Raw genomic sequence first — 24229 nt, 5'->3', positions numbered from 1 at the left:
GCAGCTGGTCCTCTGTGCCAATGACCTTCTGCGCGTAGGCGTTGCGCGCCTCGGCGTTGGCCTGTTCCAGCGCGGTGAACGGTGATGGATTGGCCGCCCGGCGCACGCGCTCAAGCTGCGCCAGCCCAGCGTTGCCGGTGGCCTGCGATGCCGTCAGATGCACGCCGGGAATCTTCGACTGGACCAAGGCAGCCGGGCCGCCGTTCTGATAATCCTGCCATATGCGAGCGGCCAACTTGTCGGCGTCCTTTGGGGACGTGAATAGGCCGAGACGCACTGACTCAGGCGGGGCTTGCCCTGCTGATGCCGAAGGTGCTGAAGTTGAGATAGGCGTAGCCTGCGCTGCCGGGGCGGACGACGCGGAGCCTGACGAAGATGCCGCGCTCGGCATAAGAGCATTCCCGCCACGGCCCGTAAGTTTCCCGCCAACCTTGGACGCCACCACACCAACTGGAACACTCGCCGCACCGAGCGCAGCCCCGGCCAACGGGTTCTGGTCGGTCAACTCAGCCGTCGCCGCGCCTTCCGCCGCGCGCCGTCCTGCCAGCGCCAGCATGCCGCCTTTTGCGGCGGGCAAAAGCTTACTCACGCCGCCCGCAACTAAAGAGTCGCCAAGCAGTGCGCCACCGAACCGCGACGCTCCAGCGCCCCAGTCTCCGGCCTGCTCCTGCTCACGGAACTTGTTGAGGTCACGCCACTCGTCCGGCGCGTAGCCGGTTCCTTTCAGCGCTTTGGCGACACCTGGGATATGGCTCTCGGCAAAGATGACCGGTTTGCTCAGTTCGCGCCCGGCGGCGTCAACCGCGTCCGCGCCGAACTGCGCCAGATTGCCCGCCCATGATCCTTGGTGTGCGTGGGCGCGCGCGGGAAGTGCGCTGTCGACCTCGTGGCCAAAGACGGACGCGAACGGGTCGGCTGACGACGCAGAAGATTGCGGTGCAGCGTCGCCGGACTTGCCAAACATGCTATCAAAGGCATTGCCGCTTTGGTCGCTTTCTCTATTCGATGGCAGCGCGGAAGTCCCGGCGCCCGCGAACGGATCGTCGCCGCCACGCTGCAAACCTGCATACTGGTCCGCCACCTTCTGAGGATAGGCCATGGTCTCAGGATTCCCCCATCTGTTTTTGTCAGTGCCCGCATTGTAGGCGCGCAGGGCGTCGGGAAGATTGCCGTATCTATCTAGGTTTTCGCGCAGGACGCGCGCGCCGCCGTAGATCGATTGCACCGGGTCGTGCGGGTCGATGCCCACGGCGCGGGCCGTGTCCGGCATGAACTGCATGTGCCCGATGGCGCCCGAACGGCTCCGTGCATCCGGGTCGCCGCCGGGGTCTTCGACCATGTGGACGGCGCGAAGAACGTTCGGGTCTACGCCCCAATATTCCCCGGCGCGCTCGTAATGGCGCTCCAGATCATCGGCCACGCGGCACCAGCCCGGCAGCGGCCATTTTGTTGTAAGTGGCCTTGAACGCGTCGAACTGGCCCGTGTCTTTCAATCCTTTGAACGTCGTCTCACGCTCAGATGGCGTCATGCGCAGGATTTGAAACGCGCGCGGGTCGAAGTTCTGATTGAACTTCTGCTCCCACGCCTGATACTGCGCGGCCGGGAGTCCTGACTCCTGCCATTTCTGCGCCTTAGCGTTGATGGCGTCCTCGTTGCCCGATAGCTGATGCAGCATCAGTTCGATGGTGCCTTTCTGCATCTTGGAGTTCGGCATTGCATCCTCAGCGGCTGCAAGGCGCGCGTCGGAATGACCGAGTGCGCTGGCCTGCGCGTTGGCGACGTTCTGCGCCCATTTGTCAAAGCTCTGCGCGGCGTCAATATTGCCGCTGTCGATCGGCACACCCCAATTACTCGCAAACGCCTGAATTGATCTAAGCTTCGACCATCCCGGCCCCGGCGTGAAGCCTTTCAAGTCAACCGCCATGTTGCCCAGCATCGCCAGCCGGTCGTTGCGCTGTGACGCTGCCTGCATGAGCGCGTTTGCGCCTTCCGCGCCAGCCTTTGCCGTCGCCTGCTGCGCCTCGAGCTGCCCGGCTGGCGGACTGGCGACATACCCGGCTGGCTGCGCTGCCGACCCGGCACCAGAGAAGTCCTGCTGCGCTCCGGGGTATCGCCCGTCCCCCATAGCGTCGACCGGCACGGTTGGCTTGTCGGTCCCGGCGACAACGCCCTGACGGACGTATCGCACCGATCCATCGGGTCCGCGCGTCTCCATCGGACGCGCGTTGAACTCTGGCGACACCTGCCGCTGCGTTCCCGCCGCAGGCGTAAACGCGCCGCCGTCCAGTGCCGATCCCTGCGTCCCGCTCTGGATCGTGCTGCCGTCGTCTACCACCGTTGGGGTTCCGAACGCCGCCGCGATGCGCTCATGCCCGCCCAGCGTGGAGGTGGCCAGCGTCTTGATGGCCTCGGCCCGCTGCTCTGGCGTCTTGAGCGAGAGAAGGTCGCGCGTCGTCGTCGCGATCTGCTGCGCGGCCTGCGGCGTCAGGTGCGCGATAAACGCCCCTGTCCCGCGAATGTTGGCGTCAGTTGGATTGCTGGCCGCGCGGATAAAAGCGCCAGCAACGGCGTCGCGCGCGTGGTTCTGGAACGAGAGCTCTTCGTCTGTCGCCTGCGCCGCGCCCGTGCGCGCCGTGTTGTTGGCAGAGAAATTGTCCGCTGCGCCGAGGGCCAGAGAGGGATTGGCGCGGGCTGCTCTAGCATAGTCCGACCGCGCCCGGTCCCAATTCACGCTGCCGTCTGCGGCTGTGTTGCCGAGAAGAGCGTTACCGGCAGCAAGTTTTGAGTCATACTCGCTCTGCCTGATCTTGTTGCCCAAGAGCGCATTGCGGTATTCCGCGCCCTGCCTCGCCACTTCCAGCGGGTTAAGCATGTTGACGGTCGGTTGACCGGCGCGCAGGGCAATTGAGGTGTCGATTTCGCCAGCCATCAGAACGAACTCCCGCCATTCAGCAGCGCATTGTAAAGCAGGTAGGAATTGCCCGCGCTGTTAAGGCCGCTCGTCAATGCATTGGTGCTGCCCACTGTTCCACTTGCCAACGCATTCCCGCTCTGCGCACCGTAGTTTGCGGACGCGCCTGCCGCAGTCAGGGCGTTTTTCGCGCTGCTTGTGGCGGCCGTGGAGCCGTAATTCACCAACTGGTTCTCGCGGCCCCACGCGTTGCTGATGTTCTGCTGATTGGCGCTGTTCGTGTTCAGGTAGTTTTGCGCGACCTGCAATTGCGTGGCGGCGTTCGTGTTGTAATCGTTCGCGGCGCTTAGAAGCTGATTGTTCGAATTCAACTGGTCATTGTAGAGATTCTGGTAGGTCTGATCGGCCATCGTCGTGGCGTAGTTCGCCGCGCCCTTCATCGCTGCGCCGCTATTCGCCAGACCGCGCGCCGCCGCGCTGTTCGTCACGCCCTGCTGCCCGAGCGCGTTGATCGCCGCATAACCCGGCGTGTTTTCAATCGACTGTTGCGTGATGCCGTTGTTGATCAAGTTTTGCGTGTTAGAGGCCGCGTTCTGAAGTGTCGAATAACCCTGATCGGCTATGTTCGACGCCTGCGTGCCGGTGCTATACGCGTTGTCCGTGTATCCGTTGTTGATATTTCCCCACAGAGCGTTGTTGCTCTCGATATTGCTGAGGGCGCTTTGCCCTGCCGCAACGTAGGGATTGAGGTAATTCTGCGCAGCTTCTCCGGCCTGCCCAAGCGCCTGCGCCTCTGCGGACGCCTGCCGGGCCTGAATTTTCGCCGCCGACTTCGCGCTACTCGACCCGAGAAGACCGCTTACCAGACCGGTCGCGCCGGACACGTCTGCGCCAATTGCCCCACTATTCACGCCAACGCTTCCTTTCTGAAAACCACGGTGTCAATCATCGACCCATCCGGCCATTCCATCACGCCGACGCGCCAGCGCTCGAAGCCGAAAGCCCCTGCCAGCATCCGGGCCGCGCCGTTCACCCTCATGATTGGCGCGTAAAGATCGACGCGCGGGTGACTCCTGCTCCACGATTTGAAAAACTGCCTGAAGGCGCGCATGACCATCGGGCGACGGGCGTCAAGTCGAGATGCAACGTGCACTTCCCACGCATCATGACCAGCCACCGGCAGGAAAATCGCAACAGCGCCAAAGCGGGAAAACACTTCTGCGCATGCCGGAATAGGGTTTCCGAAAAGCTGACGGTCACGCCACCTCAAGACACCACCATCCCGTTAAGGATTATCGACAGCCCGTCGCCGGTTGCTGTGAGTGTATCGCCTGACTTGAGGACGAACGACGCAAGCTCAGGCGGAAGCGCCGAACTCCCGGCGGCTACTGACCGACCCACGATGACCGGGAACGTCCCGCCCGCAGCACGCGCGACCGACACCGCGAGCGTGATCGCTGCGGCGCTGCTGTTGGCGACGATGCCAGTCGTGATCGTGGTGGTCGACCCGGCGCCGGTTGCGATTGTCGTGGAGGATGAGCCAAGCGTTACGCCTGGCTGGATTGCAGCAATTGTGACGGCCATATCTGACTCAGCGCGGCGAATGCTGCCGCGTCATCTAGAGATTGTGCCGTCTTTGCCACTTGGGCGCTCGACGTGAGCATGGTGACGATTAGCACATCCTGAGCATTTGACAAAGCTGTTTGCGCGTCCTGCTCGGCCTGCGCCGCTGTCGTCTGCGCGTTGTTCGCACTCAAGATGGCGGTTGCCGCCTGCCCTTGCGCTTGGGCCGCGTTCGACGACGCAGCCGCCGCGTTCGCGTTCGCCGTCGCGGCCAGCGCCTCGGCTGACTGGACATCGACATTCAGTGTCGACGCGTCCACGCCCGTAGCGCCGCCGGTGCGCTGCCAGAGGCTCATGACAAACACCTGACCTTGTTGGGTCAGAGTGCCATCCGCGTTGCACAGACGGTTGCCGATAAACGGCGTATTGATATTGCCACTCATGTCGGCAGCGGATCCGCGTCGACGAACGCGCCCATCAGGGCCGCCTGCGCCGCGCCGGTCCACGTAACGCGGTAAACCCGGTCTCGCGCGAGGCCGAGACGCCAGATCGTCGGCCAGATGTTGCCGGACGCGCCTAGTCCCAACGCTATCGTACTACAGAACGTCGCGCCGCGATCATCGGACCAGTCAACATCGACGCTGATGCCTGAACCGTTCTGCATGTCGAGCATGAACTTGCGGTGGATAGACCGCGTGCCGTTGCTCAGAAGATGCGGGAATGCACGCTGGCGTTTGATCGGCGTCCCCGCGTCGTCGAGGGCACTCGTGTCCACGCGGTAAATAGACCCGTTGTCGCGGTCCAGCGCATAGATGTTCCCATACGCCTGCGTGTAAAACAGTGGCCGCACCTGAACCTCGTTGCCGGCATCATCAAGGGCGCACCGCTCATGCCAAAGGCCGGTCGCCACATCGAACGCCCACGACGAAGACTGCCCCGGTACGGTCAGCACATAGAACACGTGCCCGTCCTGCTGATAGACGTTGCCAATTGCGCCAGACAGATCGCCCATTGCCTGCAACGCGCCGTCGACCGGATTAGTCGAGCACGGCACGGCCATTGTCTGCTGCCCGAGGTAGACGCGCGCATAACCACCAGCATCGCGCCCAACCCAGATGATGCCGCCGTTCGGCGTCGCCTCTGTCGTCGGAACCTTCGCGATCGAATACGGCGCGGCGCATCCCGTTTCGACGGTTACGCCGGTTACGCGCTGGAACGGGAAATCGCTCGAGCCGCTGTCGAACCAGAACTCAACCTGATTGCGACCAAACAGCCAGATATATTGGCCTACGACAGAAACGGCGATGATCGTGCCAAGGCTTGTCGTGTCGCTGGCGACGTAAAGACTGTCGAACGGCGTCGTGCTCTCGTCGGCAAACTGCGCCTGAGACGTATACCAGTTCGTCGTGTTCGGGTTCACGAACAGAAAGAATGTGTCCAGCAGCGCGATTGTGGATGAACCATAAAACGCGCTGTCGGCAATGCGCGTCAGATCACCGAAAGACCCGACGCCCGGCTTCGAAGGCATCGAGCAATACCACCCACCTCCCTGCGATCCGTCAACAATGAAAAGCGTCGTTCCGTTGTCGGACATCCTTACCGGACCAGTCCCGCCGCTGATAGTTCCGATCTTGGTGAGTGTGCCGTCAGCCGCCATCCGGTAAAGGATCGGCCCGATGACAAAAAGCGCATCGCCCTGGCTGGTCTGGTAGGCGGAGCGCCCGACGCCAGCCGACGTGGCGACCTGAACTAGGCCCGGCGTCGGATAATAAGCGAAGCCAATCGGCTCGCCCGATCCGTTCTTTAGCGGCTCGGGATACAGATTGAGCACGCGCTGCGCGGCTACAGCAGCTGACCGCGCCTGATAGGAACCGCCGGTGAGGTTAATCCTCGCCATCCGTTATGGCCCGATCTCGTTGACAATCAGATTGTGGGTGTTCGTGCTTGTGTTGAGGTTCGTGGAACCGCCTGCGCAATTCTGTATGATGCTGCCGTCGACCAGCGTAAACGACGTCGTTTCGTCTATCCCAACCGGGCGCATGTTCGGGGATGTCGCCCCTACCCCGTCGTGACAGAACTGCGCGTGTGAGACCGAATTGTTGGTAGATCCAATGAACTGGATGCCCCACTGATCAGCGCTCACCTCGTCGAGTCCGCAATCCGTGAACAGGCCGCCCTCAACGGTTGTGTCGTCCGAACGAAACACAGCACACGCGCCTTGGGCTGCCTGGAACTTCCCGCCGAAGATACCGAAATTTCCAGACGGAAACCGCGTCGCGCTCGTCGTGATAAGGTTCGGACCCGCCTGCGATCCGAAAAGCTGGCACGAAATGCAATCAAGATGCGCGAAGTTGTCGGCTGCAATCCCGTAGTTGTGGTTCGTCCCGACGCTGTTGTTGGTCTCGACCTCAAGCCGGTCGAAGTTCATGAACTGCGGGCACTGTCCGATCCCTGTTGAGTTGTCGCACCGAATATCCGCGCCATTTCTTACCTGATTGCAGGTCATGTTCTTGACCCACGTGGTCGCGGCGAAATCATGGATATAGAGGCAGTCTATCGGCTCATGTGTTCCATCTAGCGCCGCATCAACATGCCCGTTGAAGATCGAGAGGATATCGCCTCGGGTCGTGCAATTCGCATGGTCCGCTGTCGTGCAGCCAGTTCCGCCGTTGTTGTCAGAGCCGTAATATTCAATCGCCACGCTGAAGGCTTCCATGCCCGCAGACACGCCGTTTACAGTCTGCTCGTGGCCCTGCCTAAAGTTGAAATCGTGAATGCCGTTTGCGGCCCCCGCGAAAACGACGACAGAGCGATACAGGTCATACGTGTTGACCCGGAACACATCGCAGCCGTTGCACTGCGTGATCTTGATCCCGTCTCCCGTCTGCGAGCCGCCGTTGACGACGCTCAGGTCATAAACAGCACCGTCATACCAGTAGCGGTTACTGTCGGTCAGCGGAGCGGCCATGTCGAACAGCGGTCCCGAGCCTAACCCCATCCACACAATGGTCGTGTTGCTTGGCCCTGCTCCATGCACGTGCACTGGACATGTCCACTCGATCGGACCTGTCACGCCGTATCTGCCTTGCGGGATGAACACGTCCCCTGCTCCAGTGGAACCGGTCGAAGGATACGCCGTTCCGCCACTCGACGCCGTTACTTTTGCGCACGCAGCATTGATCGCGGCCTGGAACGCCGCAGTGTTGTCCACGGTCGGCGATGCGACAGCCCCAAAGTCCATCACGTTCGTGGTGTCGGAGTAGTGCAGTGCGTGCGTGCGGCTCGTGGTGCCGCTTGTCGCCATCGCCACCCCCGCGCTCTCGTCCGTCCCGCTCACAGTGCCGCCGGTAACGCTCGGCGTCGTCAGAGACTGGTTGGTCGACGTGCCGCCGGTGATAGACGGCGCAGCGTACGTTCCGTTGCTTTCGCTTGGGTTCGTAAGGACGCCCTTGTTGGTGTCAGCCTTCTGCGACATCGCCCAGTTCAGGCCGGTCGGCCCCTGCAACGTCACGCGGCGGTCCATCGCCGGTATAGACTGCGCCAGCGCCAGAGACGGCAGGAAGATGAGGATCAGAAGAAGGCGCTTCATAGTTTCTGTATCTCCAGACCGGGCCACCAGAACGGGTTATTCAGAGGCGTCAGGATCGCGGGCATTCCGAGGGTGGGAATTTGCGTGTTCGCGCTGCGGATAGTCGCGAGAGATGATCTCGCCTGAGACGCCACAACATCGTTGACCTGCTGCCCGTATGACGGCGCAAGGCGCGCGGCGAGACACCACATGATGGCGTCCCAATACTCGGGCGGCAGATTGATCGGGCTGGCCGCCGTAAGCCCAGCCGGAAGCGGCTGCGCGTAGAGAACGTGGAATTCCCATATCCCGGACTGCGGAATAGGCCACGGGCGGAACTCGCCAAGCGGGAACGCAGGATTGTAGTGGAAGTAATTCGGCCACGTCTTCAGGGCCTTCAGGCTCAGGCCAGCGTAATCCTCATATGAGGGGATGGGCGACAGCGGATAATCGATCGGATAGCCGGGGCCATCAAGACCGCCGTTCTGGGTCTCGAAATCCGTCGTGTCGAAATCCGTATTCGCGAAATCGCCGTCTTGTTGTTGGGGAGCGCCATTCAACAGGCGCGCATAAGCCGCCTCAATCTGCGCCGGACGAACGGGCGTGTCCAGGCTTGCCCCGGGCCCGATGTAATAGACGCTGGCGCCGGTGCTGATGAATGCTTCATCAACGAGATTCGGGACAAGCCACCGGCGGCGCTGCCACTGCGCCAGCAGAAGGTTGAGTTGCATCACGCCATCGGCGATGTCCTGATCGCTGGCGGTCGTTCCCATTGCCCCGACGCCAAGCTGACGCAGGGCCAGACCAACAAGGTCCGAGACGAGGTATCCAGTGATGGCGTTCGGAGTTCCGCCGTTACTGCCTGACATTGGGCGATCTCCCGCGTCGGCGCATGAGCGGCTTCAGCGGCGCATCACGGCGCGGCGGCTCGTCGTCTGAAACGCCAGAAAAGCGGGCTCTTACCCGATCCTCCTCGTCCGCATCCCTGACGGTCACTGTCGTGAAGCCGTCAGGCGCGTGCAGCGTCTTCGGATATCGCGACACTGGCGGTTAGCCAGCGTCCACTATGTCAGGCACGATGCATATCCACTCAGGACGCAGCACGCCGATACCGAACAGCACGTCAAGACGAGTGCCGAGGCTGTCGTCAGTGCCGTTGTAGTAGGTCAGCGTGCGCATGCTGATGCCGTCGAGATTGGCCATGCCGCAATCGACGACGCCCTTGTTGACCTCCATCAGGTCGACGGTGACGAGCGTCATCGCCTTCTTGTTGAAGATCATGTTGCGGCGGATCGTCTCGCCGGGCTTGCCGACCAGAGTGATGTTCGCGTCTGCCGTCGGCGTCGCGTCTACCGTCTGGAACTGCGCCTGAGACCCATCGGAGTTGGGGCCGACGAGTGCAGGAGACACGACGATGGACGTAGCCCCAGCTACAGCGGCCTGCTGAACCACGAACTGCATCGGAGTGCCGTAGCTCGCCTTGGTCACGCGATTGACCTGATTGACGCCAGCGATGGTGATCACGTCGCCGACATTCAGCGTCCCGACAATGGCCGACGTGCCAATGACGGACTGCTGCGGCGCGTAAATCTGGCTGATCTGCGACGGGATCGTGTTGCCGCTCTGGGTCAGGTTCGTCACCACACCTGTCGCGGTAGCGGTTCCGTCAAACGTGCCGGTCGTGGTGACAAGGCAGGTCTGGTCGCTGATCCACTCTTTTACGCCGAGCAGCGGAGCTTGCATGGAGCCAGTCGTGGTCTGGTCGCCGATCTTCGCCTGCGGATTGAACAGCCCCATGAGGCCGGAAACCGTGTTGGCGTCGGTGTCGGGATCGAGAACCGCGAAACGGTCCATGGTCGGCGCGTGCTGTTTCGTCAGCTTGGCTTTCGCCTGAAGCCACGTCGAAGAGTCAGGCGCAATCGTGTTGCCGCTTGCGTCGGTGTTGCGGACCATATTGGCTGCGCCGAGCGCAAGCTGCATCGCGATATTCGCAACGGTGCCCGTCAGGTTGTTGACGGACGGCTCGATGTATCGACCGCTGAAATCGTCGATGTTCAGCGTGCGCTCCTGCGTGTCGAACGACAGCGAGACGTGCTTGCGATACGCAATGGTCAGCGGGACCGAGCGTTCGGTGATCAACTGCGGCGATACGGTCGCGCCATCGCCCACAACCGGATCGTTGGGCAGCCGGACGTTGACGCTCGCGCCAATCTTCGCGCCGGACTTACCGAAATAGCTGTCATAGGAACGGTCGACGTTCTTGATGAAGCCGTTGGTGTCACGAAAGAGCGGCAACGCGCGCTTCGTGATGATCATGTCATTAATAAGTTGGTTTGCCACGGGTTCGGCTCACTACATGGCGCTCTTGCGCCTATCGTGCCGTTCTCGCCAAAGGCAGAACGTGTGCCGGTTAGAGAACCGGAAACAGCCGATTTAGCGTCCGTCGACGTCTGGTTATGTGACACCAGAAAACAGCCGGATTATAGCCCCGTGGCTTCTGCGGCGATATACTGCGCCGCGTCAGTTCTAGCTACGAACGCCAGATTTCCAGAGCCGATCGAACTCGGCAGGGGAAATGTTCGGATCGTAGATCGAGCGTTTGCCCGACTTTGCCGCACCGGTCGGAGCGTTGACGGGAGCCGGGGCTTTCGAAACCTGAGGCGCTGGGGCCGCTTGCGTGGCCTGCGTTTCGGGTTTCTTCAGCTTGCCAGCGAAATCCATCAGAAGCGCATACTGCCTGCGTGGTGACGCATCGAGAATGGCGCTTGCCGCGTCCGGGTCGTGGGCAAGAGCGTAGTACACATCGCCCGAGTTTGGCAAGTCCGAAATATCCTCGATCACAGAACGATGGTTGGTGTTCGTGAAATCGAGCCCGGCGCGCTCAGTGAGTAGGCTGGTTGCGCGACCTACAGCGTCCGGCCCATGAGCCGCTGCGAGCGCAGACGCGATGACGTCGGTTCGTGCGCCGAACGCTCGCTCTGACTGCTGCCCGTCAAATCTCTGTCGCTCCTCTGCGCGTATCTGGTCTTCCGTGAGATGCCTTGTCTGGACTTCTTCGCCTCTCGCGGCGGCAAGCGCCCGCCGCGTTTCCTCCAATTCCTCTTTTAGAGATGAGTTCTCGCGTTCGGCGGCCCGGCGGGCGCCGGTCAACTCGTCGAACCGGCGACGCGCCCACGCAGGCGTCTCGTCCTGCTTGGCGGGCGCGGCTTCCGGCTGCTCGCCACCATTCTCCGGCGTCTCGATCTGCGTATCGAGCGCGGGCGCGTCGGTGACGATATCGACGGCGGGGGTTTCGAGGGTGAGGGTTTCGCTCATGCGTCAACGGCTCCGGTTACGGGGTTCGCAGCGTGTATTTCGCCGCCTGGGGGATTGTCTGAAGGAAGGCGCGGCAGCGGACCTGATGGCCCGTCCTGCATTGCGGGCATCGCGCCATCTTCGGGCGGCGGTCCGTTACGCAGGGCCTCAGCCACCAACTGATGCACCAGCACGCGCAGCGCGTCTGGATCGGTCGAGCCAATGGCCGCCATGCGGTCGGTCTCCGCCTTGTATTGGTTCGTGTCAGCCGCCATCGCGTCTTTCACCTTCGCGTGGTCAGCCTCCCCGGCGCGGATGGCGATGTCGGCCTGCTTGTCCTTCAGCTGCTGCTCGAGCTGTGCAGCGTGCGCCTGCAACTGCTGGATCGCCTGCTGTGCCTGAGCAAGGCGCGGATCGTCGGTTGCTGGCCTCAGACGTTCTGCGATCTCGTCGGCCAGCGGGAAATCCGCCGCCTTGAACACGAGGTCGCCGATCTGGCCCATCAACTGCGGCGCGGCCTGCAATATCTGCGTGAGCGCGTTGAACGCCTCCTGCCGCTGCGTGGCGAAGGCTGGCCCAACGTCCGCTTCGACGTCATAGCGGCCAATGCTTGGGTTGACCGCGAGAATGGCGCCCTGAAGCTCCATCTGCTTGTCGAGCGACATCCCCTGCGGCGGCTGTTGCGGCTGGCCATCTGCGCTAGGCGGAAGCGCGACCGTGGCGGCTTTTTGTGACGACGGGTCGACAATCGCTGACGTCTGCGTGCCGTCGAGCCCAAGAACCTGAACCGCACGCATGTTGTCATACAGACGCGGGATGGCGTCGATCAGGAGGCGTCCGCAATACCGCAGCGCCATGCCCTGGTTGTCGGTGTAGTGGTAATTCGCCGTATCGCTCTGGCGCTGGCGCTCGTTGATGGCCTTGCCAGACTTCTCGTTGCCCGGCGCACCCATCTCGGCCTGATACTGGCCGGTGACCATCTGCATTTGCAGGTCGGCGGCCTGCATGGCCTGAAAATGGCCAGTGCTGCCTGTTGGCGGGTCAATGCGTGTCGGTGGCTGGAGCGTCGTGCCATCGTCGAGCGACGTGCTGTTGAACGGCAGATACGCCTGATTGCTCGTGTTCGCCTGCGACCACTGCGCCTCGTATCCCTCGATCGCGCGCGTGTCTGCGAGCCACGGCGTCTTGCTCTGGGTTGCGATGCTCTCGACGAACGCAGACGCCGAGTAGTTATACATCCGCTGCGGATCTATCAGAGACCGCACCAGCCCCGAGAAATCCGCCTCATCCTCATCACACCCGCGTCGCTCGATGCCGACGACGGGGATCAGCGGGATCATCGAGAACACCGTCTCGCCTTTCGCGATGACTGCATTGCCCGCGATGACGTATTTCTCGACCATGTGCGACGACACCTTGCGAGACGGAGCCTTCATCTCGCGCAGCATCTCGACAAGCTCAGGCTCCATCTTGCTCTGAAGCACTGGCTGCGCGGTCGGGTCTTTCGGGTTCGCCCACAGCGTGTCTTTCGTCTCACTGCGACGGTAATACGTAGCGACGCGCACGGTATTGTCGCTGCACCAGTCATCATTGCCGTCCATCACACCCAGCGGCGCGCGCGACACGTCGTCGTGGCCGGGATACAGTCGCGAGAACTCGTCGCGGTCCATCTCCTCGACGATCATCGCCCAATTCTGATCGGAATGATCAGGCTCGGTCGACGCCGGATCGAAATGCACGCTCAAAGGGTTCGGCACGGAGCGTATGTAGAAATCCTGATCGAACGTGTTGGGCCCGACGTAATCCGTGACGACGTGGAACCAGCCAAGCCCTTCCCTCACCTGACCCTGAATGGCGCAGGCATATGCGTTCTGTTGTGCGTTCGACTGGTATTCGATGTGCCGCACGATGCCTTCAAGTGCGTTGGCAGCCTCGGCCATAGCGCCAAAGCCAGTGGCGTTAATCTTCACGCCCATTTGCGACTGACGCGCTTCGTTCTCGACCTGGAACACGTGCTGCGCGGTCTTGTTGATCGTCAGCGTCGGGCGCGGCGATCCGCCAAACGTGCCCATGCGCGCCTGATAAACGGCGTCATCCCACTGTCCATGGTTGTAGGCGTCGCCGTAGAAGAACCGAAGATCGTCGCGAGCGCGTTCTCGCCACGGTCCTGTGTAGGACATGGACTCTTCGTAGCGCGACTGGACCTCGGAGATGATGTCGTCGTCATTGTCAGGCGCGTCGTCAGCGTCATTATTCGGCATGGAATACCTTATAGCATGATGCATATTGATTGGTACAGAGAAATCACAACGCGCCCCACGCGCTGGGGGATGGGGCGAATTGCGGCGTCAGGCGCGGTGCCGTCTTGGTCTCTTTTGGCCTCGGATCGTTGATGGCTACTGCCATTTGTCGCAGTGCATCCGCGCCATGCGATGCGTCGTCGTGCAACGGCTTGGATGAATACTGGCCCGTCTGTTGATCGACGTCATAACGATACCGGCGCAGGCAATCCAAACCGTCCGCACAACGCTCTTCGTCGAACCACAGGCGCGGGAAAAGCGTGCGTGCGGCTGCGATACCAGCCTTGATGGGCAGTTGCGGAAGGACGGTGATCGGCATCCCACGCGTTCGCAACTGCGTGGCGATGGTCTTGCCCGCCGCCGAAAGCTGGCCCTGATTGGCGTCGTGCGGCAGGAAATGCCGTTCGTATTTGTATCCGCGCCGCTCCAGCCAGCCGATGTAGTGATCCAGACCCTCCATGCGGTTTTGGTAGAAGTCGATCACGCGCACGTCGAAGCCGATCTTTTGCCAGACCCAAATCGACGTCATGTCGGACCAGCCCAAATCCCAGGCTGTGAAGCACGACGCAGACTTGTCGTGATCGACTGAGCAGATACGCAGTTCTTCCGTCGCCTGCCGCATCTCGTTCGCATAAATTGCGCCTTCGAGCGCCTGCCGCGGGTGGCCTTCCCATATGTGCAGCCACTCGTCCAGGTTCTTTTCCTTCAGCGCCAGCATCTCGACGCGCAGCCCAACCGGGAAGAACGGATTGTCCGACCAGTTGATCTTGCGAACGATGGCGTCAGACGGCGGATGTGCAATGAACCGCTGATACGTCTCGTCCGTGTTCAGATCCGGGTTCATGCTGATCCATATCTGAGACTTCGCCGTTCGCATGACCGTTGGGATCAGGATGTCCCACGAACCTTTGCTGACGGCCTGCGCCTCTTCGACCCATACGCGCGTGCAGCCTTCGAAGGATTTGATCTTGCTGACGTTGTGGCGCAGGCCAGCGAACAGAAACTCCGTCCCGTTGCGGCCAATGATCGTCGTCTTCTGGATCTCGTAAAACTCGTGGAGATCGTATTCCTCGATCAGGTCCGCGAACAGCTTGTGGACGCTCTCGCCAACCGAGTTCTGGAACTCACGGCACGCCAGCACGCGGTGCTTTTCCTGCGCCCCCTGAATAAGCAGCGCGCGGGCGATAGAATGCGACTTGCCTGATCCGCGACCACCATACGTCACCTTGTAGGGCGCATCGTCGAACAGGAACTTGAAGCAGTCAGGAATGACGATCTCAGGCATCTTTCCTCACGAACGTCACCGTCAGGTTCAGGTCTGTCGCGTCGCCGTTCTTGTCGACGGCCTGAAACTGCGCAGGCACCAGCGAGGCAATCGCCTTCACGTAATCGCCCGGCTTCTCTACGCGCATGGTCTGGATCGCCTGCACGCCGTGCTCTTCGAAGTCATCGTAAAGCGCTGCGATGAAGGATTCCGAGAGCTTGTTGCGCGATCCTTTTGGGCGGCCAGAGGGGTTTCCTGACTGGCCAGCCTTGAATGGCTTCCCGCGCTGCTTTGGAGCTGTAGGTTCAGCGGCCACGACTACTCCAGCCCTCCCACGCCAATACACACCACACGCGGCGCAGGGCTCTTCTGCAGGTTCCGCATCCACTTCGTCCCGCCGATATGCCAACCGGCGCACACGGCGCAGGAAAACGCCTGCACGGTCATGTCATTGCCCCGCATGAGTTTCGCCCGCGCGATAGCCTGAGACCGCGCCTCGAACCGTGCATGTCCACCGCAGTCATAGCGCTTGTGCGTGGCCATCTGGTGACCTCTTGGTGGCGTCTTGTTGCTGCATGCCGAGATACCTCTGCAAATTGAGCGAAGAAGATACCGCCTCCCACGTATCCTTGCGGCTTGCTTTTTCAATCAGCTCGTGAGCTGCCCGCATGGCTTCTGCGCCAGCCAACTTCGAGCTTATCCCCGCGAAACCGACAGCGTATTGCTTCGCGAGCGCAGCGCTCCGTTCGCGCGCAGCATCCCGCTCGGCGGTAACCGCGGCGAGTTGTGCTTCCTTCTCGCGAACCTTCTCGTTCAGAAAGACCATCGCCCTCCAATTCGCCTGCGACAGCCTGTCTAGGCGCGCAATCTCCCTCCACGGCCACACGGTCGCGTTGCGCCATGTGCGCAGGCGGCGGAGCACGCTCACAGCCCATGCGCCAAAACGAGCCCCAAGGGCAGAGCCACGCAGAGCCCAAAGAGAAATCCGACGCGGCTATCAACCCGCATCACACAAGCCGTGCAGGCCATCAGCGCCGCGAAGGCTATTCCTGAGCCGAGAGTCATGGCTGATTCTCCTGCAAGAAACGACGTCCAGCGTCCGATATCCAGACTTTTGATCCGTCCGAATTCATCCACTCAGTCGGTATTGATGTCGCTGCTAGGGGGTTGTTCTGCATTTTGACGATCTGTGAAAAATGTATCGGCCCCTGATCGTCTAGCGCCTGCAACGCCGATATCTGTTCCGCCGTGATTTTTGTATCGAGAGCCATCACCCATCCCCACCCACAACCGGCAAATAAACCCCTGCCATCCCGCTATCAGCGTTGAAAAACACACCCCGCCCAGCAAGCGCGGTCTTGATCGCCTTCAGCGTCGGCGGACGGCAGTTCCCGCCGTTCTCGAAGCTCGTGACTGTGGCTGGCGACACCGACGCGGCTTCGGCAACTGCTGCAACCGTCATGCGCAGGCCGGATCGGGCCATTCGGAGTTGTGCGGGGGTTAGTAGCGTCATGCCGACAGCCTCCAATGCAATGCAGCATCAGTAGAAATCATTGATGCTCCGATAAAGCACCATGCCGATATTGCGACACCAAATCCCAACTCAATCCATTCGTGGGCTTGATTCCAGTGCGCAACATAAAGCACCCCAGACTCACCAAGTAGCGACAAGCCAAAGGAGATGAAAAATCGAAAAGCAAAAGCGGCCACGCGCATGGTCATACCCCAACTCCTACCACACCGCACCGCGCTTGGGTACGGGTTTCTTGCGCATGACCGGGAATTCACCCGATTTCACTAGGTATGTACAAATTGCAGGGCGGTATGACGTGGGTACATATCTAAAATGAGACTGGAGAAAGAAGGGGGCAATAAGGTCACTATGTAGAGCAAAAAGATTTTATAAATATCTATATATATTAATAATATAATATAACTACATACCTTTTTGACCTTTTTGCCCCAGGCATAGTTTTCCCGTTACAATCGGCACATTGTGTTACATGATAGTTACAATATATAGGCGCTACGTGCGCCTAGGGGCAAAAAGGTCAAAAAGGGTAAGATGGTAAAATATTGGCTGTTAACCGCCATTTTTTAACTAAACTTTTTGCCCCTCTTTTTACCCCTCTCGGGGCAAAAAGCCCCCTCACCTGATTTCATAGACCGACTTTTCCCGTCCGCCCGTCCTGATCTTATTGATGCGTATTTCGCCAGACTCTTCAAGCGACAAAATCGCCTCGTCCCGCTCTCTGGACGTGAGCCTGCCTTTGATCCTTTTGCATAGAGCGGATTTGGACGCCTTCCCTCCATTTGCCCTTATGCACTCCAGAACCATCTTCACGCGGGCCTGATTTTCGTTTTCGGACGCGTAGCGCTCCGCTCCATCTTTCATGGTCTGGTAGCAAAGTAGGGACAGACTGACGCCCCACGCCATATCCTTGCGCGATATTATTGGCTCCTTCGAATGTCTGCTGATAGCCGATATCAGCGCCAGCTTCATCGCGTTCTCGGTTATGCGGCTGGCGAGCGACGTGACGTGCGTTCCCCGATACTTTTTCAGCAACGCCTCTTGGATCGCCTCAACCGCCTGGAATTCGGCCTGCGCGACCATGTCCAAGGGGACTGTGTAAGGCGCGCTCGGGGCATCTGAACGGACAATGTTCGCCACATTGGGCGGCTCGTGCGCTTCTGATCCCCTGGCGATCGCCTTCGCCATGTCGATCAGCGCGTCTGGCACTTCTTCAAACGGTGGCGACTGGACGGCTGGGTAATCGTCATCCGGCACGAACACGAGAAAGCGCGCCATCAGGCCGTCAGATAGAGAAGCGCCCGCTACAGCGCTCCAGAACTGCGCCGGGGTGCTGGTGCCGTAAATGCACGCACACGGCTCCCAAATGTCCTTACGCGGCTTCTGCTTGTCGTCGGCATACTCGGTGCCCATCATCTTGTCGCTGGCCGACGTGTAAAGCTCCTTCAGGAGGCGGGCGACGTCTGCCTTGTGCTGGCTGGCCTTGCGCCCGAGCATCGACCCCATGAAGTCGCCGAACTCGTCGAGCATGTAAACGCGCGCCGGGTGCGCGTGCAGGCTGGTGCGGAGCGCGCTGGCGGATGCGATGTCGCCGCCGCCCTGGTATTGATCCAGCTTAGCTTCGTGGCAGATGCGTTTGATGATCTTGCGCGCATGATCCTTGCCGCCGCCACTGTCGAGAATGGAGACGGTATAGACGTTCGTGCGCAGATCGCTCTCGGTTCTATACCGACGTCCAGCTATAGCTCCAACGAACGCAATGGCGGCGGCGAGAGCTACAAAAGGTTGAGGGCGCCGCGCTGTTCGCGTTGCGTAATCCACAAACGCCTTCAGGAACCCATCTACCTGCAGAAGCCCTTCAATCGATATAGGCGGAAGGTCATCGGCCTCGTAGTCGTTGGGGTCGTCTTCAGGGACGATGATGCCTTGAGCATCGAGTTTGGCGAAAATCGGCGCGATATCGTCTGATATCTCCTCGCGCTCCATAATCTCCGGATAGAGCGGCTTCTGCTTTCCGTCAGAGAACGCCACGCGCAGAGTGTCGATCGCGTGGCGTCGGTTCTTGCAAAGGTGCAAGATGCTGTCGACGGCAGACGAGAGATGCGAATACGCCATGCTTTCACTCAGGCGTCCACCCGCAACCCATCCACCGACCGTCATTCCAACCCGGTTGATGGTGTCGCGCTTTGACCCTTCGCGCGCATCGCGGATCAGGTCGCATTGCTCGATCAGGTGCTCTACGGCCCGGCTACTGTCTGGCTCAACATGGACCTGCCTTGTTTGTGAATACGATGCATGGTCGCGGCTGTCTCTCGATCCTATCAGATCGATAAGCCACTCCGGCCAGTCAGCGACAGGACTATCCTCAACAAGAGGGCAGTCAAAAGCATGCCACCATATCGCGTAGCCGCCGTCTCCCAGGGTGTCCACGCCCGGAGCGATGTCGCTTATGCGACGCCGCACCATTGGGTTGTGATTGAAAAATACGTGCAGACCGCCGGATTTCGTTCTCTGTATCCGGGTTGGCGGAAGTCGGTCGCGGTTTTCTTCCCACCAAATATCTCCACCCTTGCCCCAATCCAGATCGAGAATATCATATCCAGACACCCGTCCGGTCGGGACGCCTATCAGCGTTCCCGGCGTTTCGTGCCATAGATCGAGAATTTCTTTCTCATCTGTCGTCGCCGTGTGAAAACCACCAGATTTTAGCGCCTGCTTGTTGCTGCCGCACGGGAAAACAGGAAGCCCCATCTTCGCCACGATAAGCGCGCGCTGATACGCGACCTTGAACGCGTCGTTTCCATCGCTCATTTCTTCTGGATGCTCTCGTGGTATGAAACCGGCTTGTCGTGGATCGACCCAAGAAGCTGCGCGAGTTGCTTTCCCTGATCGACGGTATCGGTTTCGGCGATGATGAAGCCCCCTCCTGACGTGATGGCCATCACGAGGCATTTACCTACCCATAATGACTCTATCCCGATCCATGATCCGATATCCCCGGGCTCGATCATCATCTTCATTCCACTATCTCCCGCCTCGGTTCAGCGACCTGCATCATTTTGTCAACACGCCAAGTCGCGGCGCATGCCATCACGTAATCGTCGATGATCCGGGCCACAAAGCTGCGCGCATCCATCTCCGTGAACTGCTCGAAGTTCGTCTTTCCGGACTGCTCTATCCACGCGAGAGCGCCATCCATCGCCGCTTCAAGCGGATCCTTTTTCTTCATGCCTGCGCCTCGTAAAACATGTTTTTTACTGACCAGTATTTCCCCTCAGGGACGATCTCGATCTCGCGCGGCGCCCGCAGTTCTGAAGGCGCGCGCTCCAGCGCTTCCGCGATCGAAGCTGGCGCGGCGTTGACGTTCCCCGGCTCCCGAGCCTTCGACCACCACACGCGACCCATCGTGCGCGCATTAAGCTCGCCTTCAATCGGCACCCACTTGCGATAGGTCTGAATGCCGGTGTCGTAATCGACGCGCAGCGTGTCAGGCTTTCCGTTCTTCCCCTGATGGCGCGCGTATTTGACGCCGACCACACGCACCCGGCGCGGTTCACGCTGTGTCGACAGCGCAGGCAACGCCGACGCCACCAGACGCGCTTCAGGCTTCTCGACCGCTGGAAACTCGAAACCGCACGTCGGACACGTCATGATGTGGATCGGCAGCTTGGTGTCGCACTGCTCGCATTGCTTCGTGGGCGCTGGGCCCGAACCCTTGCGCGCCGGCGGCTCGATCAGGTCGACCGGACCATGCCGCGACAGCCACCCGGCGTAATCGACCAGCAGGCAGTTTTCTTTTCTAGTGCCCGGCGACAGACGCAGCCCGCGCCCGATCATCTGGATCACCAGCGCCGACGACATGGTGGGGCGAAGCGCGACGATCATGTCGACTGGCGGAACGTCGACGCCCGTGGTCAATGTTCCGACGCTCACGACCGAGCGCAGCGCACCGCGGTGAAGCGCGCCGAGGATGCGTTCGCGGGCGCCAGAGTCCGTGTCTGCTGTCACGATCTCGCAGGACACGCCGCGCCCGCGCACCGCGTCGCGAATATGCCCGGCGCTTTCGATGGACGGCGCGAAGATCATCCACGACCGGCGGTCGCCGCCGCGCCTGATGAAATCATCGACGGCTTCCTCGGTCACGCGGTCGACTGCGCCGGTCAACTGCCCGACGTTGTAGTCTCCCGCCGTCTTGCGGACGTCGCTGGTGTCGACACGCAGACCGGTCGGCTCAGTCACGACCGGCACGAGGAACCCGCGGTTGATCAGATCGAGAATGCCGATCTTGTAGCTGATGCCGTGAAACAGCCTGTCGTCGCCGTCCGTCAGAGATCCGCTATCCAGACGCCACGGCGTGCCGGTCAGGCCGATCATGCGAACGTCGTGATTGCAGATGGTGACGTCCTGCAGGAACCGACCCCACATCGTCTTCTGCTTACGGCTGATCGTGTGCGCCTCATCCACGAGGATCAGATGCACGCGACCCAAATCGTAAGCCTTCTTCCACACCGAATGGATGGTGCCGAACAGGAATTGCGCCTGAAGGTCTTTCTTGCCCAGCGCCGCCGAATAGATGCCGCTGTCCGCCCAGGGCATGAGCGCTGACAGCTTGGCGTGGTTCTGGCGCACGAGTTCGCTGGAATGCGTTAGCATAAGAACGCGCACATCGTCCTGATACGAATGCGCCTGCCGCATGATCTCGGCCATGATGATAGACTTGCCGGCGCCAACGGCGGCGTCGATGATCGGCGCGCCGTCGTTGTTCTGCATCCAGTCCCACGTCGCTGCCACGGCCTCGGATTGGTAATCACGCAGACGCATCTTTCCTGCCGTGAGCAAATCTGCCACGGTTGCCTCCTGCTCTTGTCATTGATGGGAGTGGAGATGCCGGGCGCGACCCGGCTGCCAAACTGAGCGCGCCCGGCAGGCTTTCTTAGTAAGGAATCTCGTCGTCGAGATCAGCCGTTGCGTTCTGCGTCTCCTGACGCTTCTTCAGCCACGGCTTTTCGGCCTGCGACGACTGAACCGGACGAGATGCCGCCGCGCGCGCTACCGGGCCGTTATTCGCCTGGGCGACGCGCGTCTCGCGAGGAACGCTAGCGCCCTTGCTGCCGCCGTCGAGATCCATGAAGGACTTGATCTCGTTCTGCGCCGCGTATTCGCCGCGCGCCGGGCGGACCGCAACACGCATCTTCACGCGGCACATGACCAGATCTTCGCTATCGTCGATCACGCGGCCATTCGTTTCGGCGATCTTCTTCAACTGGCTCCGGCCAATCTCCTGCGCCTGCTGGCTCGGATTGTAGACGTTCAGGTTGTGGAACAACTTGCGGTTTGAGCCATCAATCTGAATTTTCAGCTTGATATAGCGCCCATCGCGGCTTTTCGTATCCTTCATCTCCGCGCTTTCGATCTCGCCCGTGTAATCGCCGGGCGGCAGGAGATCGAACTCAGGAGCGTCTGGTGCGTCGGCGTAGTTGCAGTCGGAAAGATTACCCATGGTCGTGTGTCCTTATGCGAAGAATGGAAGATGCTGGGCGAGCGCGCCCCATGTCTGCGTCGGGTTGTTCGGCAGGTCGATCTTGTCGGGCATGCCGTAACGGTTCTTGGCGATGGCCGCCGGGCGTTCCTCGGTGTAGAGAATGCGCTGGCCGTTACCTTTGCCTTTCGTGATCTTGCGACCCATGCCTTGGTCCTTTTCCTGAACCATCGTGCGCCAGTTCAGGAAAAGGACCGCGTCGGCCCACTCCTGCAGGGTCTCGGACGCACGCTTGTGGACGGCGATCTGGTACCGGTCGTAACCGTCGTTCGTCGGATCGTCGAAGCGCTTCACCTCGCAATGGGCGAGGATGATGACGCACATTCCCTTGGCGCGAAGCGCATCGAAGCCTTCGAGAACCTTCTTCCATGTGTTCTCCGCCTCGACGTAGCCCTTGCCGAAGCCGGGCGCTTCGATCGACTTCCATCCGTTGTCTTCGCACGTCGCTTCCCAGACGAGCTTTTCAGCCCAATCGGCGCTGTCGAAGATGACGGTCCTGAAGCCGTGATCTTCCGTCACGAGTTCGCCGATCTGCATGTAAACGTCGTCAAGCGTCTTTGCGAGCGGGAAGCGCGCGACGCCGATTTCATCAGCGCCGTCTTCCGTCTGGATCAGGATCGGATCAGGCGCGCCAGCGGCGAGCGACGTCTTGCCGACGCCATGCACGCCATAGATGACGATGCGCGGCGGCTTATGAACGACGCCGGTCTGGATTTGAGAAAGCATCATGCTCATGATCAGCCCCTGAACATTTTGTAGGTGGGCTTCCCGGCTTTCTCCGTGCGGAAAGGATCGACCTGCGCGCGTAGACCGGACGGCCAGTTCTTGTAAGCCTGCTCCGGGACGCTTATCTCGATCTTGAGATATTCGTCAGTCCGCTCGCCCTGCTCTGCAAGCTCCTTCGCGAACGCGCGCAGGCCGTCGCTGTCCCAATCAACGGACTTCGGCTTGTTGCACTCGATGACGAAACCTGCGTCGACGATGCGAACCTTGCCGTAGTCGCCCTTTCTCTCTCCATCGGCGGTGTCGCCGTATTTCAGGTTGAGCGCCGCCGACAGCCGACATTTCAGGTCTTTGCTTCGCCGGTCCAGTTCGATCACTTCCCCCTCGATCTCGAAAAGCATGTCGGGCGGCAGATGCGACGCATCGCTTGCAGACATCTTCTCGAAGTCTTCGAGTGTGACGCGGTTTTGAAGACTCATTCCTAACTTCTCCATAGGTGCCCCATGCACCACCAGAGCCGACGCGCACGCCGGTTCCAGAGGGTCATGCGTAAATGGTGACAGTGGCTTTCGGGACGTCGGCGTATCGCCGCGACACATGAAGTTCGTAAATCTGGCTATCGTCTCGCCACACGATCCCATTGAGCGCGTCGCCGACAAGTTTCGCGACATTATCGACGTCAGGCTTCACTGTCGGCTTCTGCCTTCCGCAGCGAGCGTCCGACGCCTTTTTCTTCGGCCACGACTTCGGGATTGCGATCTCATATTCGATGCGCAACTGAACCGGGCCATCAAGCATCGGCTGGCCGACCTGCTCGACGGCGCAGGATCGCACCCACGCTTCCGCGTTCGTGGTTTTGGCGTCGGTGAACGTGCGGCCATTACCAAAGCGCGGACGCCCCTTTCCGCGCAGTTCGCCTGGGATCGCGATCACCAACGGCTTTGCAGGCGGACGCTCCATCGTTTGCACTGTTCCGCCCTTGCCAGACAGAAGCTCCCTGCGATTATCCAACAGTGCTGCATCATGATTATGCATGTGAGCATTTTCCCAATTCTGCTTTCAGATTTAGTAATTTCTGGTCAAGCGTCGCGATCTGACGCAGCTGCCAGCCGCGATGCCAATTGCGTAACGTGTCGGCGTCCTCGGCGAGGATCGCCTTTACTTCTCGATACCAGAACCGCTTGCACCGTCCCGGCGATATGCCAAGCACGCGCGCCGCTCGGCTGATCTGCGCCCCAATCGTCTCACCGGCGCGAACAGGTTCAGCGGCGGTCTGGACGATGGTCTGCATCTCGACGTCTACGGGTATTGCGTAACTCATTGCACTTTCTTTGTTCACGGACGAGAATTCCGCCATCTCGGAAAAGCTCCCTGCTAACCTCATTTTTGCAGAACGAGATTGAGGGAATAACTGAGAATGGGGGTGTGGAAACTCGATCCTGAGTTGAACGACGACGAAGAACTCTTGCTATCTATTCTTGTAACTACGAACCTGTGGAAGGAACTGAACCCCGACGCGACGATGGAAGACCGTC

At 60.5% G+C, this 24229-nt stretch carries 29 protein-coding genes; 1 reads left to right on the top strand and 28 read right to left on the bottom strand.

Features of this window, described 5'->3' with window-relative positions; translation table 11 throughout:
- From J2D73_RS19245 to J2D73_RS19205, 9 genes are all read right to left on the bottom strand, one after another.
- The coding region (locus tag J2D73_RS19245) for a transglycosylase SLT domain-containing protein (protein WP_207883956.1) at positions 1–1420 on the bottom strand (1420 nt) is incomplete at its 3' end.
- Complete coding sequence (locus tag J2D73_RS19240; protein WP_207883955.1) at positions 1410–2930, bottom strand: hypothetical protein; 1521 nt, start codon at positions 2928–2930, stop codon at positions 1410–1412. The genes J2D73_RS19240 and J2D73_RS19245, both read right to left, overlap by 11 nt.
- Entirely contained in the window at positions 2930–3823 is an 894-nt protein-coding gene (locus J2D73_RS19235; protein WP_207883954.1) for a hypothetical protein, read from the bottom strand. The genes J2D73_RS19240 and J2D73_RS19235 overlap by 1 nt, the downstream gene beginning before the upstream one ends.
- Positions 3820–4182: a hypothetical protein gene (locus J2D73_RS19230; protein WP_207883953.1), complete on the bottom strand. Its 363-nt coding sequence runs from the start codon at positions 4180–4182 to the stop codon at positions 3820–3822. The genes J2D73_RS19235 and J2D73_RS19230 overlap by 4 nt, the downstream gene beginning before the upstream one ends.
- Positions 4179–4496 (bottom strand): hypothetical protein, encoded by a 318-nt coding sequence (locus J2D73_RS19225; RefSeq protein WP_207883952.1) that lies wholly within the window; start codon positions 4494–4496, stop codon positions 4179–4181. The genes J2D73_RS19230 and J2D73_RS19225 overlap by 4 nt, the downstream gene beginning before the upstream one ends.
- Entirely contained in the window at positions 4460–4918 is a 459-nt protein-coding gene (locus J2D73_RS19220; protein WP_207883950.1) for a hypothetical protein, read from the bottom strand. Before J2D73_RS19220 ends, J2D73_RS19225 begins: the two co-directional genes overlap by 37 nt.
- Complete coding sequence (locus J2D73_RS19215; RefSeq protein ID WP_207883948.1) at positions 4915–6372, bottom strand: hypothetical protein; 1458 nt, start codon at positions 6370–6372, stop codon at positions 4915–4917. The genes J2D73_RS19220 and J2D73_RS19215 overlap by 4 nt, the downstream gene beginning before the upstream one ends.
- Positions 6373–6375: 3 nt before the next feature.
- Positions 6376–8064, bottom strand: coding sequence for a glycosyl hydrolase family 28-related protein (locus J2D73_RS19210; protein ID WP_207883947.1), 1689 nt, complete (start codon positions 8062–8064; stop codon positions 6376–6378).
- Positions 8061–8912, bottom strand: a complete 852-nt coding sequence (locus tag J2D73_RS19205) for a hypothetical protein (RefSeq protein ID WP_207883946.1) — start codon at positions 8910–8912, stop codon at positions 8061–8063. The genes J2D73_RS19210 and J2D73_RS19205 overlap by 4 nt, the downstream gene beginning before the upstream one ends.
- A 23-nt stretch (positions 8913–8935) precedes the next feature.
- Here J2D73_RS19205 and J2D73_RS19200 point away from each other — a divergent pair, with 23 nt between their 5' ends.
- Positions 8936–9097: a hypothetical protein gene (locus J2D73_RS19200; protein ID WP_207883945.1), complete on the top strand. Its 162-nt coding sequence runs from the start codon at positions 8936–8938 to the stop codon at positions 9095–9097.
- Here J2D73_RS19200 and J2D73_RS19195 read toward each other — a convergent pair.
- From J2D73_RS19195 to J2D73_RS19105, 19 genes are all read right to left on the bottom strand, one after another.
- Entirely contained in the window at positions 9094–10383 is a 1290-nt protein-coding gene (locus J2D73_RS19195) for a P22 phage major capsid protein family protein (RefSeq protein ID WP_207883944.1), read from the bottom strand. The two genes, J2D73_RS19200 and J2D73_RS19195, sit on opposite strands and share 4 nt — an antisense overlap.
- 186 nt (positions 10384–10569) lie before the next feature.
- A complete protein-coding gene (locus J2D73_RS19190; RefSeq protein ID WP_207883943.1) occupies positions 10570–11358 on the bottom strand; it encodes a hypothetical protein in 789 nt (262 codons plus the stop codon).
- On the bottom strand, positions 11355–13598 hold the full coding sequence (locus tag J2D73_RS19185; protein WP_207883942.1) for a portal protein: 2244 nt from the start codon (positions 13596–13598) through the stop codon (positions 11355–11357). Before J2D73_RS19185 ends, J2D73_RS19190 begins: the two co-directional genes overlap by 4 nt.
- Before the next feature lie 43 nt (positions 13599–13641).
- Complete coding sequence (locus tag J2D73_RS19180; RefSeq protein ID WP_207883940.1) at positions 13642–14922, bottom strand: PBSX family phage terminase large subunit; 1281 nt, start codon at positions 14920–14922, stop codon at positions 13642–13644.
- The gene (locus J2D73_RS19175; protein ID WP_207883938.1) at positions 14915–15217 is read right to left on the bottom strand and encodes a DUF5681 domain-containing protein; all 303 of its coding nucleotides are present in this window, start codon (positions 15215–15217) and stop codon (positions 14915–14917) included. Before J2D73_RS19175 ends, J2D73_RS19180 begins: the two co-directional genes overlap by 8 nt.
- Before the next feature lie 2 nt (positions 15218–15219).
- Positions 15220–15444: a hypothetical protein gene (locus tag J2D73_RS19170; RefSeq protein WP_207883937.1), complete on the bottom strand. Its 225-nt coding sequence runs from the start codon at positions 15442–15444 to the stop codon at positions 15220–15222.
- A complete protein-coding gene (locus J2D73_RS19165; RefSeq protein WP_207883935.1) occupies positions 15422–15727 on the bottom strand; it encodes a hypothetical protein in 306 nt (101 codons plus the stop codon). Before J2D73_RS19165 ends, J2D73_RS19170 begins: the two co-directional genes overlap by 23 nt.
- 98 nt (positions 15728–15825) lie before the next feature.
- The gene (locus tag J2D73_RS19160; RefSeq protein WP_207883932.1) at positions 15826–15966 is read right to left on the bottom strand and encodes a hypothetical protein; all 141 of its coding nucleotides are present in this window, start codon (positions 15964–15966) and stop codon (positions 15826–15828) included.
- Between the two features lie 205 nt (positions 15967–16171).
- Complete coding sequence (locus J2D73_RS19155) at positions 16172–16414, bottom strand: helix-turn-helix domain-containing protein (RefSeq protein ID WP_207883931.1); 243 nt, start codon at positions 16412–16414, stop codon at positions 16172–16174.
- Positions 16411–16623 carry a hypothetical protein gene (locus tag J2D73_RS19150; protein WP_207883930.1) on the bottom strand — a complete coding sequence of 71 codons (213 nt, stop codon included), beginning with the start codon at positions 16621–16623 and terminating at the stop codon, positions 16411–16413. The genes J2D73_RS19155 and J2D73_RS19150 overlap by 4 nt, the downstream gene beginning before the upstream one ends.
- Before the next feature lie 427 nt (positions 16624–17050).
- Positions 17051–19243, bottom strand: coding sequence for a bifunctional DNA primase/polymerase (locus J2D73_RS19145; protein ID WP_207883929.1), 2193 nt, complete (start codon positions 19241–19243; stop codon positions 17051–17053).
- The gene (locus J2D73_RS19140; protein WP_207883928.1) at positions 19240–19452 is read right to left on the bottom strand and encodes a hypothetical protein; all 213 of its coding nucleotides are present in this window, start codon (positions 19450–19452) and stop codon (positions 19240–19242) included. The genes J2D73_RS19145 and J2D73_RS19140 overlap by 4 nt, the downstream gene beginning before the upstream one ends.
- The gene (locus J2D73_RS19135) at positions 19449–19661 is read right to left on the bottom strand and encodes a hypothetical protein (RefSeq protein ID WP_207883927.1); all 213 of its coding nucleotides are present in this window, start codon (positions 19659–19661) and stop codon (positions 19449–19451) included. Before J2D73_RS19135 ends, J2D73_RS19140 begins: the two co-directional genes overlap by 4 nt.
- Positions 19658–21280, bottom strand: a complete 1623-nt coding sequence (locus J2D73_RS19130) for a DEAD/DEAH box helicase family protein (RefSeq protein WP_207883926.1) — start codon at positions 21278–21280, stop codon at positions 19658–19660. The genes J2D73_RS19135 and J2D73_RS19130 overlap by 4 nt, the downstream gene beginning before the upstream one ends.
- Before the next feature lie 85 nt (positions 21281–21365).
- A complete protein-coding gene (locus J2D73_RS19125; protein ID WP_207883925.1) occupies positions 21366–21932 on the bottom strand; it encodes a DUF669 domain-containing protein in 567 nt (188 codons plus the stop codon).
- A 12-nt stretch (positions 21933–21944) separates the two neighbouring features.
- Positions 21945–22706: an ATP-binding protein gene (locus J2D73_RS19120; protein ID WP_207883923.1), complete on the bottom strand. Its 762-nt coding sequence runs from the start codon at positions 22704–22706 to the stop codon at positions 21945–21947.
- A 2-nt stretch (positions 22707–22708) separates the two neighbouring features.
- Positions 22709–23173 carry a hypothetical protein gene (locus tag J2D73_RS19115; RefSeq protein ID WP_207883921.1) on the bottom strand — a complete coding sequence of 155 codons (465 nt, stop codon included), beginning with the start codon at positions 23171–23173 and terminating at the stop codon, positions 22709–22711.
- Positions 23174–23237: 64 nt separating this feature from the next.
- Positions 23238–23729 carry a RusA family crossover junction endodeoxyribonuclease gene (locus tag J2D73_RS19110; protein ID WP_243430106.1) on the bottom strand — a complete coding sequence of 164 codons (492 nt, stop codon included), beginning with the start codon at positions 23727–23729 and terminating at the stop codon, positions 23238–23240.
- On the bottom strand, positions 23722–24015 hold the full coding sequence (locus J2D73_RS19105; RefSeq protein WP_207883919.1) for a hypothetical protein: 294 nt from the start codon (positions 24013–24015) through the stop codon (positions 23722–23724). The genes J2D73_RS19110 and J2D73_RS19105 overlap by 8 nt, the downstream gene beginning before the upstream one ends.
- Between the last annotated feature and the right edge of the window lie 214 nt (positions 24016–24229).

Origin of the sequence: Acetobacter sacchari (assembly GCF_017377715.1) — a bacterium.
GTDB lineage: Bacteria > Pseudomonadota > Alphaproteobacteria > Acetobacterales > Acetobacteraceae > Acetobacter > Acetobacter sacchari.
Note: the sequence above shows the minus strand (reverse complement) of the source record. Positions and strands in the feature narration are given on the sequence as shown.